The 16,879-nt window shown below is 52.8% G+C and carries 17 protein-coding genes; 16 read left to right on the top strand and 1 reads right to left on the bottom strand.

Annotated elements, in window-relative coordinates; translation table 11 throughout:
- Positions 1-14 precede the first annotated feature (14 nt).
- From cobJ to EL268_RS23515, 14 genes are all read left to right on the top strand, one after another.
- Positions 15-1,775, top strand: coding sequence for a precorrin-3B C(17)-methyltransferase (gene cobJ / locus EL268_RS23580; RefSeq protein WP_106655681.1), 1,761 nt, complete (start codon positions 15-17; stop codon positions 1,773-1,775).
- 36 nt (positions 1,776-1,811) lie between these two features.
- Positions 1,812-2,771: a sirohydrochlorin chelatase gene (locus EL268_RS23575; protein WP_106655680.1), complete on the top strand. Its 960-nt coding sequence runs from the start codon at positions 1,812-1,814 to the stop codon at positions 2,769-2,771.
- A gap of 12 nt (positions 2,772-2,783) precedes the next feature.
- Positions 2,784-3,551, top strand: coding sequence for a precorrin-6A reductase (cobK, locus tag EL268_RS23570; protein WP_106655679.1), 768 nt, complete (start codon positions 2,784-2,786; stop codon positions 3,549-3,551).
- A 148-nt stretch (positions 3,552-3,699) separates the two neighbouring features.
- Positions 3,700-4,350, top strand: a complete 651-nt coding sequence (locus EL268_RS23565; protein WP_106655678.1) for a precorrin-8X methylmutase — start codon at positions 3,700-3,702, stop codon at positions 4,348-4,350.
- A gap of 4 nt (positions 4,351-4,354) precedes the next feature.
- Entirely contained in the window at positions 4,355-5,491 is a 1,137-nt protein-coding gene (locus EL268_RS23560; protein WP_106655677.1) for a cobalt-precorrin-5B (C(1))-methyltransferase, read from the top strand.
- Complete coding sequence (gene cbiE / locus EL268_RS23555) at positions 5,454-6,659, top strand: precorrin-6y C5,15-methyltransferase (decarboxylating) subunit CbiE (RefSeq protein ID WP_106655676.1); 1,206 nt, start codon at positions 5,454-5,456, stop codon at positions 6,657-6,659. Before EL268_RS23560 ends, cbiE begins: the two co-directional genes overlap by 38 nt.
- A 21-nt stretch (positions 6,660-6,680) precedes the next feature.
- Positions 6,681-7,391: a precorrin-2 C(20)-methyltransferase gene (cobI, locus tag EL268_RS23550; protein ID WP_007715903.1), complete on the top strand. Its 711-nt coding sequence runs from the start codon at positions 6,681-6,683 to the stop codon at positions 7,389-7,391.
- Positions 7,391-8,170, top strand: a complete 780-nt coding sequence (gene cobM / locus EL268_RS23545; protein ID WP_106655675.1) for a precorrin-4 C(11)-methyltransferase — start codon at positions 7,391-7,393, stop codon at positions 8,168-8,170. Before cobI ends, cobM begins: the two co-directional genes overlap by 1 nt.
- On the top strand, positions 8,170-9,315 hold the full coding sequence (locus EL268_RS23540) for a cobalt-precorrin 5A hydrolase (RefSeq protein ID WP_088906246.1): 1,146 nt from the start codon (positions 8,170-8,172) through the stop codon (positions 9,313-9,315). The genes cobM and EL268_RS23540 overlap by 1 nt, the downstream gene beginning before the upstream one ends.
- Positions 9,312-10,688 carry a cobyrinic acid a,c-diamide synthase CobB gene (locus EL268_RS23535; RefSeq protein WP_106655674.1) on the top strand — a complete coding sequence of 459 codons (1,377 nt, stop codon included), beginning with the start codon at positions 9,312-9,314 and terminating at the stop codon, positions 10,686-10,688. The genes EL268_RS23540 and EL268_RS23535 overlap by 4 nt, the downstream gene beginning before the upstream one ends.
- Positions 10,681-12,222 carry a cobyric acid synthase gene (locus EL268_RS23530; protein WP_106655673.1) on the top strand — a complete coding sequence of 514 codons (1,542 nt, stop codon included), beginning with the start codon at positions 10,681-10,683 and terminating at the stop codon, positions 12,220-12,222. Before EL268_RS23535 ends, EL268_RS23530 begins: the two co-directional genes overlap by 8 nt.
- Positions 12,197-13,237 carry a nicotinate-nucleotide--dimethylbenzimidazole phosphoribosyltransferase gene (gene cobT, locus EL268_RS23525; protein WP_106655672.1) on the top strand — a complete coding sequence of 347 codons (1,041 nt, stop codon included), beginning with the start codon at positions 12,197-12,199 and terminating at the stop codon, positions 13,235-13,237. Before EL268_RS23530 ends, cobT begins: the two co-directional genes overlap by 26 nt.
- A complete protein-coding gene (gene cobA, locus EL268_RS23520; protein WP_106655671.1) occupies positions 13,234-14,019 on the top strand; it encodes a uroporphyrinogen-III C-methyltransferase in 786 nt (261 codons plus the stop codon). Before cobT ends, cobA begins: the two co-directional genes overlap by 4 nt.
- 23 nt (positions 14,020-14,042) lie before the next feature.
- Complete coding sequence (locus EL268_RS23515; RefSeq protein ID WP_106655670.1) at positions 14,043-14,678, top strand: precorrin-2 dehydrogenase/sirohydrochlorin ferrochelatase family protein; 636 nt, start codon at positions 14,043-14,045, stop codon at positions 14,676-14,678.
- Between the two features lie 56 nt (positions 14,679-14,734).
- Here EL268_RS23515 and EL268_RS23510 read toward each other — a convergent pair whose 3' ends face one another.
- Positions 14,735-15,514, bottom strand: coding sequence for a GNAT family N-acetyltransferase (locus EL268_RS23510; RefSeq protein WP_106655669.1), 780 nt, complete (start codon positions 15,512-15,514; stop codon positions 14,735-14,737).
- An 89-nt stretch (positions 15,515-15,603) separates the two neighbouring features.
- Here EL268_RS23510 and EL268_RS23505 point away from each other — a divergent pair, with 89 nt between their 5' ends.
- On the top strand, positions 15,604-16,299 hold the full coding sequence (locus tag EL268_RS23505; RefSeq protein WP_106655668.1) for a hypothetical protein: 696 nt from the start codon (positions 15,604-15,606) through the stop codon (positions 16,297-16,299).
- Positions 16,283-16,843, top strand: a complete 561-nt coding sequence (locus EL268_RS23500; protein WP_106655667.1) for a peroxiredoxin family protein — start codon at positions 16,283-16,285, stop codon at positions 16,841-16,843. The genes EL268_RS23505 and EL268_RS23500 overlap by 17 nt, the downstream gene beginning before the upstream one ends.
- Positions 16,844-16,879 lie beyond the last annotated feature (36 nt).

Raw genomic sequence — 16,879 nt, 5'->3', positions numbered from 1 at the left:
AGGGGAGGGGCCTTATGAGCGGCAAGTTGTTTGTGATCGGGTTTGGTCCAGGAAGTTTTGAGCATATCACCAAGCGGGCGCGGGAAGCCCTGCAGGAGTCCGATGTCATTATCGGCTATTCCACCTACGTAGATTTGATCCGCGGACTTTTGACGAATCAGCAAATCGTCAGCACAGGGATGACGGAAGAAGTGACGCGTGCACGGGAAGCCGTTCGTCAAGCGGAAGAGGAAGGCAAAAAGGTAGCGGTCATTTCCAGTGGAGACTCAGGTGTTTACGGGATGGCAGGTCTCGTATATGAGGTGTTGGTGGAAAAAGGCTGGACAGAAGCCACCGGCGTGCCCATCGAAATCGTACCGGGCATCTCGGCGATCAATTCCTGTGGGGCAATCCTCGGTGCGCCTATCATGCACGACGCATGCACGATCAGTCTGAGCGACCACTTGACGCCGTGGGAACTGATTGTCAAACGGATTGACGCAGCAGGGATGGCTGACTTTGTTATCGCGTTGTACAACCCGCGCAGCGGAAGACGTACTCGCCAGATCGTCGAAGCGCAACGCATCCTGTTGCAGTACCGCTCACCAGATACGCCGGTCGGTATCGTGAAAAGTGCTTATCGCGAACGCGAAACGGTTGTCGTGACGACCTTGGCGCAAATGCTGGAGCATGATATCGGCATGTTGACCACCGTGATTATCGGAAATACATCGACGTTTGTATACGACGGCAAAATGATTACACCGCGCGGCTACCAGCGCAAATACACGCTGTCTGCCGATGAGCAGCCACTGAAGCCGCATCAGCGTCTGCGTGTAGAAAACGAGCCTTGGTCGCTGGAGGCATCCGAGGAAAGCAGCCTTGCGTCAGCTCCGGAAGCACCAGCAACACCGAAAGCAGAAAGACCAATCGCCGTTACCGAGGACAAAGTAACTGCTGCAGAACCAGTAAATCGTGCAGCAACAACCACGGCAGTATTGGAAGCGCCGCCTGTAACAGAAGAAGCGGCACCAAAAGCTCCTTTCGCATGGGCCATGGAGGCGTTGACGGCTATCAATGCGGCGAAAGGCATTGAGACCAAGCCAGCTGCAGGGCAGGTCCATCGTCCAGTATCTACCTTTACACCAGAGATGATTTTCGAATGCGCGGTAAGTCCGGGTGTTGCCAACAAAAAAATCACCCCGCAGCAAATGATGGCGATTGCCGAAGTGGCTGGCGAAAAAGGCGAGATCGAATACACCCCACACCACCAAATGATTTTGCGCGTGCCAACTGCCAACCCTGAGAGCATTACTAGCCGCTTGCGAGAACTTGGATTGATTCTCAGCCCGATCGGAGACGTTTTGCAGGTAAAAGCGTGTGATTTCTGCGACGGCGAGAAAAAAGACAGCATTCCTTATGCTGACGAGCTGCACCAAAAGCTGGGTGGAAAAGAAATGCCGAAGGAGCTGAAGATCGGCTTCAACGGCTGCGGGATGGCTTGCTATGGCGCGGTTCAAGAGGATATCGGGATCGTATTCCGCAAAGGAAAATTCGATTTATTCCTGGGAGCAAAAACGGTGGGACGCAATGCACACTCCGGCATTCCGGTAGCAGAAGGCATCGAAAAAGAAGAGATTGTTCCACTCGTGGAGCGAATCGTGAACCGATTCAAAAAAGACGCGTTTCCAAACGAGCGGTTCCACAAGTTTTTCCAACGAGTAGGTGAGCTGGAGGGCTTCGCATGGTACGAGCCAGCAAAAGCTGAAATTGAGAACGCTGCATGCGGAGATTAATGCAAGAACACCAAATATAAACGAGGGGGACATAAAATGGACGCAGTATTATTTGTAGGTCATGGAAGCAAGGACCCGGAAGGCAATGAAGAGATTCGCCAGTTTGTAGCGACGCTTACACCGGACTTGGATGTACCGATTATCGAGACGTGCTTTCTGGAGTTCGCTCGTCCTGACATGCTGCAAGGCTTGAATACGTGCGTGGCACGGGGTGCAACCCGCGTGGCGGTGATTCCAATCATCCTGTTCTCTGCCGGACATGCCAAAATTCATATTCCAGCTGCTATCGACGAGGCGAAGGAGCTGCACCCACACGTTCAGTTCATCTACGGACGCCCGATCGGCATTCACGACGAAGTCATCAATATCCTGACCGCACGCATGGAAGAGGCAGGCTTTGCCTCCGGGGAAGACCATGATGACCTGGCTGTACTCGTAATCGGACGCGGCAGCAGCGATGCAGATGCCAATAGCGATATTTACAAAATGTCCCGACTGTTCTGGGAGCGCTACAAAGCCAAGTGGGTAGAGACTGCCTTTATGGGTGTGACGTATCCATTGTACGACGAGGGCGTTGAGCGTTGCCTGAAGCTGGGTGCGAAGCGCATCGTTCTCTTGCCGTACTTCTTGTTCACGGGTGTGTTGATTAAACGGATGAGCGACCAGCTGGAGAAGTTCCGTGAGCAATATCCGGAAGCCCAGTTCGAAATGGCCGAGTATTTTGGCTTCCATCCGTTGTTGAAGGAAGTGCTCAAGGATCGTGTGGAGGAAGCGTTGCACGGTGAAGTGAAGCTGAACTGTGATACCTGTCAGTACAGACTGGCAGCGATGGAGCACATCGACCATCATCATCACCACCACGATGACGAGCATGGACATCATCACCACCATGGTCACCACCACCACCATCATCATCACGACCATGACCATGACCACGACCATGATCACGATCATGACCACAAGCATGATCACAAGCACGACCACGTTACCAAGTAGGAGGAAGACAGCATGATTCTGGTACTGGCTGGAACGAGCGACGCGCGCGAGTTGGCTTTGCAAATCAAGGACAAGGGCTACGAACTGTTGACGACGGTCGTCACTGACAATGCTGCGAAAAGTATGGAGGAGGCGGGCGTGCCTGTCCAGGTCGGTCGCCTGACTGCCGAAGATATTCAGCAGCTGATCCAAGAGAGAGCCGTACAATGCGTGGTCGACGCGAGTCATCCCTTCGCAGAGGAAGCCTCCAAAAACGCCATGGCAGGAGCACAGGGCGCAGGAGTCCCCTACATTCGCTACGAGCGGGAGAGCCTCTCCTCACCGGGCAGCGAGAAGCTGATTGTGGTAGAAGACTACGTCCAGGCGGCTGAGCTGGCGGCAGAAAAGCGTGGTGTCATCATGCTGACAACAGGAAGCAAGACGCTGAAAACGTTCACGGATCGGCTGTTGGGCTTGCCAGACACGACGGTAGTAGCACGCATGCTGCCGCGTCTTGACAATATGCAGAAATGCGAAGAGCTCGGTGTCGAGCAAAAAAACATCGTCGCGATGCAAGGTCCTTTTTCCAAGGAGCTGAACAAAGCACTCTACGATCATTATGGTGTCACGCTGATGATTACCAAGGAGAGCGGCAAGGTAGGTGCTTTTGACGAAAAGGTGGAAGCGGCACTGGAAATGGGCATCGAAACAATCGTCATTGGTCGTCCGAAGATCGATTATGGAACGAAGTTTTCCGACTTTACCAGTGTTTTAGAACAACTCAAAGAGGTTGTTCAATAAGTCGTCTTTTGATAACGAAGTGGTTCGTGAAGCATATTTGACATCGAATATGGCGTTCACCGTCAAAGTCCGGTTCTCGCCATCTTCTCGGTGCTGAAAAGCCGACTTTTTGAACGCGCATTTAAATTGTGACTGGAGGAAACTAACCATGGATTTCAAAACAGAATTTAAACCGATGACCGTACAACCGCAAGAGATTGAGGATTTGAGCTTTCAAATCATTACAGATGAGCTGGGCGAGCATTCTTTTACAGAAGAACAATATCCGGTAGTACAACGCGTCATTCACGCATCCGCAGACTTTGATCTTGGACGCAGCCTTGTTTTCCACCCGGACGCAGTAAAATCGGGAATCGAAGCAATCCGCAGCGGCAAAATCGTCGTAGCAGATGTACAGATGGTGCAAGTCGGTATCAGCAAAAACCGCATTGAAAAATTCGGCGGACAAGTGAAGGTGTATATCTCTGACCGTGATGTGATGGAAGAGGCGAAGCGTCTGAATACGACCCGTGCGATCATTTCCATGCGCAAAGCGATCAAGGAAGCGGATGGCGGAATCTTTTGCATCGGAAACGCACCTACGGCACTCCTGGAGCTGATCCGCATGGTGAAGGAAGGCGAAGCAAAGCCAGGTCTGGTGATCGGGATGCCAGTTGGCTTCGTATCTGCGGCTGAATCCAAGGAAGAGCTGGCGAAGCTCGATATCCCATTCATCACGAACATGGGACGCAAAGGCGGAAGCCCAGTAACGGTAGCAGCATTGAATGCCATTTCGATCATGGCGGAACGGTTGGGCTAAGCAGATGGCAGCCAAAGCAGCAACGGACGAAAAAGAGGCAAAGCCCCTCCGCCACGGATATACGACTGGATCATGCGCAACGGCGACGACCAAGGCTGCTTTGATCGCGCTGATTACTCAGGAAGAGCAAAGCCAAGCGACCATTCGCCTGCCAATCGGCGAGGACGTCACCTTTCAGATGGAGAGCTGTGAATTTTCATCGGTGAGGGCGACAGCAGGCACGATCAAGGATGGAGGAGACGATCCTGACGCGACACACGGTGCCCTTATTCTCTCTACCGTGGAATGGTCGGATGAGCCCGGCATTATTTTGGATGGCGGCCTCGGTGTGGGACGGGTGACCAAGCCAGGGTTGCCCGTTCCGATTGGCGAGGCAGCGATCAATCCGGTCCCGCGCAAAATGATCAGGGAAACCGCGCAGGCTGTTCTGGATGAGTACGGGACCCAGCGTGGGATCAAAATCGTCATCTCCGTGCCTGCGGGCGAGGAAATCGCCAAAAAAACATTGAATGGACGACTCGGCATACTCGGCGGCATCTCCATATTGGGGACGCGCGGAATCGTGGTGCCGTTTTCCACTTCTGCCTACAAGGCGAGTGTGGCGCAAGCAGTCAATGTCGCCAAGGAAGCCGGCTGCGATCATATCGTGCTTTCGACGGGCGGAAAGAGTGAATCCTACGGGGTCGCTACTTATCCAGAGCTGTCGGAAGAAGCATTCGTGGAAATGGGCGATTTCGTCGGCTTTTCCCTCAAGCAGTGCAAGAACAAAGGGATGCGCAAAGTGACCTTGGTCGGGATGATGGGCAAGTTTTCCAAAGTGGCGCAGGGCGTCATGATGGTTCATTCCAAAAGCGCACCCGTCGATTTCGGCTTCCTCGCTCAAATGGCGGCAGATGCAGGAGCTTCGCAGGAGCGTATTGACGAAATTTTGGGAGCCAACACCGCTTCGCAGGTAGGCGATATGATGGTGGACACGCCCGCCTTTTTCGAGATCATGTGCGAAAACTGCTGTCGCGCTGCACTGAAGGAAGTGGGTGGCGGCATTGAGGTCGAAACCATCATCATCACAATGAAAGGGTCCCTGTTGGGAAGGGTGACGATCAATGACACAGGCGATGAAAGTAATTGGAATCGGGGATGATGGACAGCAGAGTCTGCTGCCGTTGTACCGGACTTGGATAGAGGAAAGTGAATTGTTGGTTGGAGGAGAGCGACACCTCAGTTTTTTCCCAGAGTATACAGGAGAAAAGCGTGTACTGAAGGGCGGACTGACCGCGATGGTGGAGGAGCTGCGCACAGAGACGCGAAAGACGGTCATTCTGGCGTCAGGCGACCCGCTCTTTTACGGGATCGGCAGCTTGCTTGCCAAAAAGCTGAAAGTAGAGCTTTACCCGCACCTGAGCTCCATCCAGCTCGCTTTTGCCAAAATGGGAGAAGCATGGCAGGATGCGACACTTGCTAGTGTGCACGGACGCAGTATCAAAGGTCTGGCACAGCGGATCGACGGGAAGGAAAAGGTTGCACTGCTGACGGATCGGGAAAACTCTCCAGCAGCGATCGCCCGCTATCTCCTCTCGTTCCAGATGACCGAGTACGATGCGTTCGTGGCGGAGAATCTCGGTAGTGAAGAAGAGCGGACAGGCTGGTATTCCCTTGAGGAAATGGCAGATGGTGTATTCTCTGATCTGAATGTCGTGATTTTGAAAAAACGCCGTCCAAGCCCGGTATGGCCGTTCGGAATCGCAGATGAGGAGTTCTCCCAGCGCAAGCCGGACAAGGGACTCATTACGAAAAAAGAAGTGCGCATTTTAAGCATTGCGCAGCTGCAATTGCATGCCAAAAGCATCGTCTGGGACATCGGCACCTGCACAGGCTCTGTCGCAATCGAAGCGGCACGGATCGCACGTGAGGGTGAAGTGTACGGCGTAGAGAAGAATGCGGACGATCTGGAAAACTGCCGCCAGAACATGGCGAAGTTTCGCACGGATTTGACGGTTGTAGGCGCCCGTGCCCCGCATGGTTTGGAGGAGTTCCCAGACCCGGATGCCGTGTTTATCGGCGGCAGTGGCGGAGAATTGCGCGAGCTGTTGAACATCTGCTGCACACGACTGCGCCCGAATGGCCGGATTGTGGTGAACGCAGCGACCATTGAGACATTGTACGAAGCGACACAAGCATTCGCGCAGGAAGGATTCGAGACATCGGTGACACTGGCGCAGCTATCGCGCAGCAAGCCGATTTTGTCCCTGACGCGCTTTGAAGCATTGAATCCGATCTACATCATTACCGCATGGGCCAAGCAGGCTTAAAGAACAAAGGAGGAGATTCTAGTGACTAAGATCGGAACATTGTACGGACTGGGCGTAGGGCCCGGCGACCCTGAATTGATTACCGTCAAGGCATTTCGTCTATTGCAGCAATCGCCAGTGATTGCGTACCCGAAAAAACGCATGGGCAGCAAAAGCTACGCACATCAAATCGCGGAGCTGTACGTGCAGTCACCAGACAAGGAAATGCTCGGACTCGTATTCCCGATGACGCGGGACAAAGAAATTTTGGAGCGCGAGTGGAACAACACGGTGGAGATCGTCTGGGAACGACTGTCTGAAGGCAAGGATGTCGCTTTTGTAACGGAAGGCGATCCGATGTTTTACAGCACGTTTATCCACATGATGCGTGTCATGCATGAGGAGCACCCGGAAGTGCCAATCGTGACCGTACCAGGCGTCTCTTCGTTTCTGGGAGCAGCGTCCCGCTTCAATCTGCCGCTGGCGGATGGCGACGAGCAGATCGGCATCATCCCGGCGACAGAAGACAAGGAAGCTATGCGCAAAGCGCTTGAGAACCACGATACCGTCGTGTTCCTGAAGGTAGCGAAAGTACTGCCAATGATCATTGGCTTGCTGAAGGAAATGGGGCTGGCTGAAAAGGCAGCAGTAGCGACCAAGGTCACTTCCTCCGAGGAAATGGTTTGGACCGATATGCGTGAACTGGAGCGGGCAGAGCTTAGCTATCTTACACTGATGGTGGTGAAAAAGTAATGAAACTGTACATAGTGGGAGCGGGTCCCGGCGACCCTGATTTGATTACGGTAAAAGGCTTGAAGCTGCTGCAAAAGGCAGACGTCATTATGTATACCGATTCTCTCGTGAACGAGGAGTTGGTTGCGCTCGGCAATCCGAAGGCGGAAGTACTGCAAAGCTCGGGGATGGCATTGGAAGAAATGGTAGAACAATTGGTAGAACGGATTAGCAGTGGAAAAACAGTGGTACGCCTGCATACGGGCGATCCATCGATTTATGGCGCGATTATGGAGCAGATTGCACTGTTAAAGGAAAAAGGCATTGAAGTCGAAATCGTTCCTGGTGTGAGCTCCGTATTTGCGGCAGCGGCAGCAGTAGGAGCCGAGCTGACGATTCCTGATCTGACACAGACGATTATCCTCACCCGCGCAGAAGGTCGCACACCAGTACCAGAAAGAGAAAAGCTGCGTGCACTTGCTGAGCATCATTGCACACTGGCACTTTATTTGAGTGCGACTTTGACGAAAAAAGTAGTCCGTGAGCTGATCGAAGCTGGTTGGAGCGAGGATACGCCAGTAGCCGTCGTACAACGTGCAAGCTGGCCGGATCAATTGATCATTCGCACCACGCTGAAAAATTTGGACGAAGACATGGGCAAAAACGGCATTCGCAAGCACGCAATGATTTTGGCTGGCTGGGCATTGGACCCGAACATCCACGACAAGAGCGAGCAGTACCGTTCCAAGCTGTATGATAAAACCTTTACACACGGGTTCAGAAAAGGTGTGAAGGAATAATGAAGATCATCGAACTGATCGAGGGAGAAATCCCTGTTATCGAGCAGCGCGGAGACTATGCGATCGTCGCCATCACGAAGCACGGAGTAGAGATGGCGCGCGATCTGGCACAGAAATTCCCTGGGACAGACCTGTACTACATGAGCAAGTTCGAGCGTGGAGATGAGGAAGCTCGCGGCATCCAGCTGTTTTCGAACAGTGTACGGATGCTGTTTCCCGCTCTCTGGCCTGCTTATAAAGGTTTAATCATCATTATTTCACTGGGTGCGGTTATTCGGATGATCGCACCTTTGCTTGAAGACAAAAAGAAAGACCCGGGTGTCGTCGTCGTCGATGACCGTGGGGAGAATGTCATCAGTGTGCTGTCCGGCCATTTGGGCGGTGCCAATGAGCTGGCTCGCGAGGTAGCAGCAGTCATGGGTGCTCGTCCGATTATCACGACAGCATCTGACGTACAAAAGACGATTCCGGTCGATCTATTTGGCAGACGTTTTGGCTGGGAGTGGGATTCCGCTGAAAAGCTGACGCCAGTCAGTGCTTCTGTCGTTAACGAGGAGCGTGTAGCTGTCATCAATGAATCCGGCGAACGCGACTGGTGGATGCATGACACGCCGATGCCGCCGTCCATCAAGGAATACGCGACAATCGCGGAGGCCAAAGCCGATCAGCCGCAAGCTGCTCTGGTTGTCTCACACCGCTTGCTCACACCGGAGGAACAATCGATTTTGGACAACGGCGTCCTTTATCGTCCGAAGGTCATCGTGCTCGGGATGGGCTGCAATCGTGGAACCTCCGCAGAGGAGATTGAGGCAGTCATTAAGGAAACGCTGGATGAACTGCAATTTTCGATCAAAAGTGTAAAAGCACTGGCGACCATCGAACTGAAAAAAGATGAAGCGGGTCTGATCGCCGTTTGCGAAAAATACGGCTGGCCATTCGTCTGGTATTCGCCTGAAGAGTTGAATCAGGTAGAGATCAGCGATCCGTCTGATACCGTCTTCAAATTCACTGGAGCGTACGGAGTGAGCGAGCCTGCCGCGAAGTTATACGCAGGCGTGGGGGAACTCGTTTTGACCAAGAAGAAGTCGGGCAATGCCACCATTTCGGTCGGATTGATGCCCTATCACGAGGAGGAGCGCGCATGACGGACAGCCGCCGTATTGTGATTGCCGGAACAGGCAGTGGAGCGGGTAAGACAACCGTTACCATCGGACTGATGGCTGCTCTGAAAAGAAAAGGGCATACCGTTCAGGGCTTCAAGTGCGGACCTGACTACATCGATCCTACGTATCATACGGCTGTGACAGGCAGAGCCTCGCGCAATCTGGACAGCTTTATGCTGGAGCACGAGATCGTGAAGGAGATATTTGTCCGCGGCAGCGAGGGTGCAGACATCTCGATTATCGAGGGTGTCATGGGTATGTACGATGGCAAGGAAGCGACCAGCGATAAAGGCAGTACTGCCGAAATCAGCATCTTGACTGGCTCTCCGGTTCTGTTGGTGGTCAATTGTCAGAGCATGGCGCGCAGTGCGGCTGCGATTGTCAAAGGCTTTCAACTGCTCAATCCGCAGGCGAGAATCGTCGGTGTCATCGCGAACAAGGTCGGCAGTGAAGGGCATCACAAAATCGTGAAGGCAGCGATCGAGCAGGAGTGCGGGATTCCGGTCGTGGGCTACCTGAAACGGGAGAACGAGTTGGAAATACCGGAACGTCATCTCGGATTGGTGCCATCTGTCGAGCGTGGAGAGTTGACTCCCTTGTTTGAAAAGCTGGCTGACTTGATCGCGGAGACAGTCGATTTGGAACAAATCTGGGAGCTGGCAAAGGCAGAACCGCTGCAAGCGGAACCTACGCTGTTTGCTCCGCGAAAAGCATCTGCCAACGTCACCATTGCTGTAGCGAAGGACCCTGCTTTTCATTTTTACTATCCGGAAAATTTGGAGCTGCTCGAAGCATATGGCGCGAAGCTCGCGTTCTTTTCTCCGCTTGCCGGAGAGGGAGTGCCTGAGGACGCGGATGGCTTGTACATCGGGGGAGGCTTCCCGGAGGAATTTGCAGCAGAGCTATCGCAAAATGAAGCGGTGAAACAATCGATCCGATCTGCGATCACAAAAGGCTTGCCTACCTTGGCTGAGTGCGGCGGCTACATGTTTTTGACAGAGGCCATCGTGACGACAGAGGGCGACAGCTATCCGATGGTGGGGCTCATCCCAGGCAAGGTGACCATGCAGAAAAAGCTCGCAGCGCTTGGCTATAGGGAAGTGCGCGGCAAGGAAGGCAATTTCTTGCTCGGTACTGAAGAACAGGCAAAAGGGCATGAATTCCACTACTCTACGTATGCTTCGGATCAAGAGCTGCCAACAGCATATGAGACGAAAGGACTTCGCGGCACAAAGCCGGAGGGCTATGCCCAGGATAATCTGGTCGCTGGCTATACCCACTTGCATTTCGGCTCCAATCCCGACCTGGTTGAGCGTTGGTTGAACCGTTGCGCGGAGGTGGCCGCTCGTGCCTAAAACCCTCCCGTTAATGGTGCAAGGTACCAGCTCGGATGCAGGAAAAAGTGCGATTGCAACAGCGCTGTGCCGGATTTTTGCCCAAGATGGCTACAAGACAGCTCCGTTCAAATCGCAAAATATGGCCTTGAATTCCTACGTGACGCTGGATGGAAAAGAAATCGGGCGGGCACAGGGTGTTCAGGCAGAGGCAGCGGGAATTCTGGCGACGACTGACATGAACCCCATTTTGATCAAGCCGACGCGGGATTCCGAATCGCAAATTGTCGTAAACGGCGAGCCATACGGTAACATGAAAGCTTTTGCCTATCGGACGGAATTTTATGACGAGGGCTTGCGGATCATTGAGGAAGCGTATCAACGACTCGCCAGCACCTATGAGCGGGTCGTCATCGAAGGGGCTGGCAGTCCGGCAGAGGTCAATCTGAATGACCGCGAGCTCGTCAATATGCGGGTCGCCCGTCTCACGAACGCGCCCGTCATTTTGGTGGCAGACATCGAGCGTGGGGGTGTGTTTGCCAGCTTGGTCGGTACCCTCCAGCTGCTCGAACCCGAAGATCGGGACCGCGTGATCGGTGTCATCATCAACCGTTTCCGTGGAGACCTGACGCTATTGCAGCCGGGGCTCGACTGGTTCGAAGAATATACGGGCAAGCCTGTCCTTGGTGTCGTGCCATTTATTCCAGACTTGTGGATTGATGCGGAGGATTCGCTGATTTTGCACCGTTATCAAGGTCAGCGTGAGACGCCGCGGGAGATTGACATTGCGGTATTGCGCTACCCGCGAATTTCCAATTTTACAGACGTGGACCCGTTTTTTGTAGAGCCGGATTGCCGGATGCGCTTTGTAACACGGGTGGAAGAGCTGGGTGAACCTGACCTGATTGTCTTGCCGGGCAGCAAGAATACACTCGAGGATTTGCAATTTCTGCGAGAGACAGGTCTTGCTGCGGCGGTCAAAGACCTTCATCATAAGGGCAAGACATATATCGTCGGTTTGTGCGGCGGCTATCAAATGCTGGGAGATTCTATTCACGATCCGGCTGGGGTCGAGTCTCCGTTGCAGCAGCTTGATGGGCTAGGTCTCATCCCGATGATCACGACGATGGAGCAGAAGAAAACGACAGTGTTGTCCCGCGGTGAAGCAGTATTTGCGAAGGAAAAGCTGACGGTGGAAGGCTACGAGATTCACATGGGGCAATCCGCTTATTCGAGCAATGATTTTCCGTTTATCCAAATGGAGGAGCGTACAGAGGGCTATTGCCAGGAGGAGCGGCAGTTGATCGGCACGTATTTTCATGGCCTGTTCCACAATGACCACTTCCGCACGCTGTTGCTGAATAGCATCCGTGAGAAAAAAGGACTCCCACCCGTCACGGATCGCCCATCCTTTGTCGCTCTGCGAGAGCAGGGGTATGATCTGTTGGCAGATACCGTTCGTCGCCATGTGAAGTTGGATACGATCGAAGAGTATATGAAGGCTTTTCAAGAAAAAGAGGTGCAGTATAATGTCAGTCATTTATCCGGCGATTGAGCCACGAAATCAGGAAGCAAGTGAGCAAACGAGACAGCATGTGGATCAGTTGACGAAGCCGCTTGGCAGCCTTGGACGCCTGGAACAATTGGCTATTGAGCTGGCTGGGATGACAGGTGAGACAATGCCTGTTGTGACGCCGCCGGGCGTGCTTGTTTTTGCGGCCGATCACGGTGTGGCACGGGAAGGTGTCTCTGCCTATCCGCAGGAAGTGACAGCGCAAATGGTGTTGAATATGGTTCATGGCGGAGCTGGAGTCAACGTCTTCGCCAGACAAATCGGAGCCATCCAAAAAATCGTAGATGTCGGTGTAGCGGTCGAGGTCGAAGCACCGGGTGTTTACAACAAGCGAATCAGAGCAGGCTCGGGCAATATGCTGAAAGAAGCAGCGATGACCGCAGATGAAGCGACGTGCTCCATCGCAGTTGGCCTTGACATGGCAGAAGCGATTATCGGGGAAGGCGCCCAAGTCCTGATCGTCGGTGAAGTAGGCATTGGCAACACGACAGCCAGCAGTGCGATCCTGTCAGCCTTAACCGGAGCTGATCCTGAGCAAATCGTCGGACGAGGAACAGGGCTGGATGACGCAGGCTGGCAACGTAAAAAGGCAGTTGTTCGCGAAGCGCTTGCCTTGCATCGTCCGGATGCAACCAATCCGTTGGACGTTTTGGCAAAAGTCGGCGGACTGGAAATCGGAGCAATGGCTGGGGCGATCATGGGAGCAGCCGCTCGTCGCGTCCCTGTGCTGCTGGACGGCTTTATCGCTACGGTAGCGGCTTTGCTTGCTGTTCGAATGGAGCCACTCGTTGCTGATTACTTGATCGCCGGACACCGTTCTGAGGAGCCGGGGCATGATTTTGTCCTGCAAGCATTAGGCAAGGAGCCATTGCTCAGCCTGAAATTGCGACTGGGCGAAGGAAGCGGAGCAACATTGGCGTTTCCAATCGTGGAAGCAGCGACACGGATGGTTCGTGAGATGGCGACATTTGCATCAGCAGGAGTAAGTGACCGATGAGCGGCGCGGGCAAAGTCTATCTCGTAGGAGCTGGCCCTGGCGATCCGAAGCTGATTACCGTAAAAGGAATGGAATGCCTGCAAAAGGCAGAGGTGGTTGTGTATGATCGTCTGGCAAATCCAGCCCTGCTGGAGTACGCGCCACAGACGGCAGAACGCATCTACTGCGGCAAGCTGCCGGATCATCACACGATGAGACAGGAATCCATTAACGAGCTATTGGCGGAAAAAGCGCAGGAAGGAAAAGTCGTCGTACGGCTAAAAGGTGGCGATCCTTGTGTGTTTGGACGAGCGGGAGAAGAAGCGCAGCATTTGGCTGAGCGAGGAATTGCCTTTGAAATCGTCCCGGGAGTAACAGCTGGGATTGCAGCCTCGGCGTACGCGGGTATTCCGGTGACACACCGCGATCACGGCTCGTCATTTGCTGTCGTGACGGGACATTTGCGCGAAGACAAGCCGGAGCTGGCGGTAGAAAAATGGCGTGCTCTCGCGAATGGGATCGACACCGTTGCCTTTTACATGGGAGTAGCCAATCTGCCGTTGATCCGCACCCAATTAATCAAGCACGGACGCGATCCACATACGCCAGTAGCCGTCATCTCTTGGGGAACACTCCCGCAGCAAGCGGTGGTAACGGGTACATTGGCTGACATTGAGGAACGTTTGGCGCAAAACAGTCACATCACGAATCCAGCTATCATTTTGGTCGGTGATGTCGTGAAGATGCGCGAGAAAATCAACTGGTTTGAAGCTACGCTTGCAATGGAGCAAGTGCAACAATAGGAAGCAGAGGGGAGGGATCGCTGGTGACGCACTATGCCATGATGGTCAATCTACAAAACAAGCGTTGCTTGGTGGTCGGTGGCGGGCAGGTAGCCGAGCGGAAAATCGGGAGTCTGCTTGCTGCTGGTGCGGATGTCGCCGTTGTGAGTCCCTCCTGTACGTCAACCATCCTTGAATGGGCACACGCTAAGAGGCTGATGGTAGCACCACGCCCCTTTACCCCACAGGACGTAGAGGAAGCAGTGCTCATCATCGCGGCGACGAGTGATCCCGCCGTCAATCTGGCTGTATACGAAGCGTGCCGTCCGAATCAGTGGATCAACATCGTCGATCGCCCAGACCTCTGTTCTTTTACCGTTCCATCCGTCATTTCGCGCGGAGACTTGCAGATTGCCATCTCTACGGGTGGGAACAACCCGGGTCTGGCGAAGAAAATGCGCCGCCAGCTCGAAGAGTCGGTGGGACCCGAATACGAGGACTACACGCTTTTTCTTGGCAGCATGAGAAGACAAGTACTCGCACTGGCGGTGAGCGAAGCGGACAAACGGGCAATCTTGTCAGAGCTTTTGGACGACCGATTTTTGCAATGGACCAAAAACGGTGAAACCGACCGAAGGGATCGGGAGGCAGAAGCGCTGCTTAACACCACAAAAGAGTAGATCAATACTGGAAATAGGATGGCTCTCACTAAGTTACTTGGTGGGAGCTTTTTTAATTAATTCTTTAGCCAGATCATTTCCAAATGCCTCCCGACCTCTTGAAAGCCGAGCTTGCTGTACATTTCCTGCGGCGTATCATCTGCATAAGTCGTCAAGTACATATGGGTGGCGCCGAGTTTTTTTGCGTCCTGCATCATGACCCGAATGATTTCCGTGCCGAATCCTCTACGCTGCCAGGAATCCAGTATAAAAAATTCCTCCATACGAACAAGTTCCTTGTAAAGATGCCATTCACATGCACCGACTGGCTCTTGATCGACAAAGCACACATACGGAATGATCTCACCTCTTTCATAAATTTGTCTTTTCCGGTTCGCTTTACGGACAGCAAAATCAGGATTGATCATAACGGAATCATAAGCAGTAAGGCAGCGTATGCCTGCTTCCATGACGTCAGCTGAATCCCCTCGCAAAACGGAGCATTGAGGATTCGGCGCTAGTTTATCGGCAACATCCAGCGGAGCAAGCATGTACAGCATCGTATTTACCTCAAACCCAAGCTGGGTCGCAAAAGACACTAACTCTTCTGAAAAAGGTAACGACGGGTGCAGTTCCAGCTTCAAGTGGCCGAGCTGCTGCTCTTTGGCACGCCGAAGCTCTTGCTCGATATAAGCTTGCACCCAGTCTTGAGTGGGAACCGACATCATTTCTGTGAAATTATGGCTATACATGTCCGGGACCGATTCATCGCGATATACGCGCACTTGTGGATGCTCCGTTCGCGTAGAAAAAGCAAGGGCATAGCGCTCCTGCAAAGTAAAAATATTCGTGAGCATTCCTTTATTCCCCATTTCCTGATATGGTGATAATTGTTTGGATACTTGTCTCCCTAGAGTAAGACATTTTTCTAAAGGAGGAAACGAAAATGTCGGATGCTATTCAAATAGGCCCCTTTTTGTTGAAAATGAGCATGCTGGCGGTCATTGTTTCGCTTTCGCTCGGCTTTGTGGCTATATCCGCTCAGCTTACACATAACAGAGAAATGAAATCAGCCGTTATTGAGCTGTTGAGTAATGCACTGTTGCTGGCATTTCTTGTTTGGAAGTTCAGCTACGTCCTGTTTGATTTTTCGAAAGCGGTGGAGAATCCCTCATCCATTCTTTATTTTTCCGGGGGAGAAAACGGAGCCATGTTGGCAGTAGTGGCAGTTGTGGTGTACCTCACCAAGACGGTACGCAAAAAAGCGATACCTGTTCATTTCGTCGCCTTGGGAATGGCGACAGGCTTTCTTGCCGCAACTGGCGTTTACCAGCTGCTCACGGTCGTGTTAGAACAGAGCAGCATGTGGTATCACGTACAGCAGGTCGCCATATGTGCCTTCTTTCTTTGGTGGGTTCATCGGGAAAAGGAAGGACTCATTCATTTAGTGGCTTGGCTTGCACCCGTGATGTGGTTTGCCATTAGCCAAGTCTATGTGCATTTTTTTGTGCCGAATCGAGAAGCTGCGTTTGCAGGACTTTCCGGCGATCAACTCATGTACTATGCATTCGCTCTCTTGCTGCTCTTTTTGTCCAGACGAGTGAAGCCGATAGGGGGAACGACCGATGAAGAAATATCATAACGCTTGGGCGATCGTCGTACTCTTGGGGCTTTTGGGATGGGGCATTTTTGATGCGGAATACTTGAACAGGCAGGAGCCCACCGCTTCATCTGGCGAGCAAGGCAACGGGCAGATTGGAATTGAAAAAGGAAATACCGCTCCGGATTTTGAGCTGCAGCAGATAGGCGGCGGTACGGTCAAGCTGTCCGATTTACGGGGGAAAAAAGTCATTCTCAATCTGTGGGCGACGTGGTGTCCTCCTTGCCGGGCAGAAATGCCGGACATGCAGCGTTACTACGAAGAGAACAAAGAAAAAGGCGTAGTTATTATCGGTGTCAATCTGACCGATACGGAGTCGAGCCCGGAAGCGGTGGCGGATTTTGTGAAGTTGTATGGCATTACCTTCCCGATCTTGCTCGATCCCGATAAAGAAGTGGCGAATGTGTACAAAGCCATTTCGATTCCGACCAGCTACATCATTGATTCGAACGGTGTGGTCCAGAATAAATACATCGGCCCAATGGATGAAGAAACCATGGAGAACATGTTGTCTGCGATCAAATAGAAAAACCGACAGCTGGCATATCTGCTGTCGGTAGTC

This window comes from Brevibacillus brevis (genome assembly GCF_900637055.1).
In the GTDB taxonomy this organism is placed as follows: domain Bacteria; phylum Bacillota; class Bacilli; order Brevibacillales; family Brevibacillaceae; genus Brevibacillus; species Brevibacillus brevis.
Note: the sequence above shows the minus strand (reverse complement) of the source record. Positions and strands in the feature narration are given on the sequence as shown.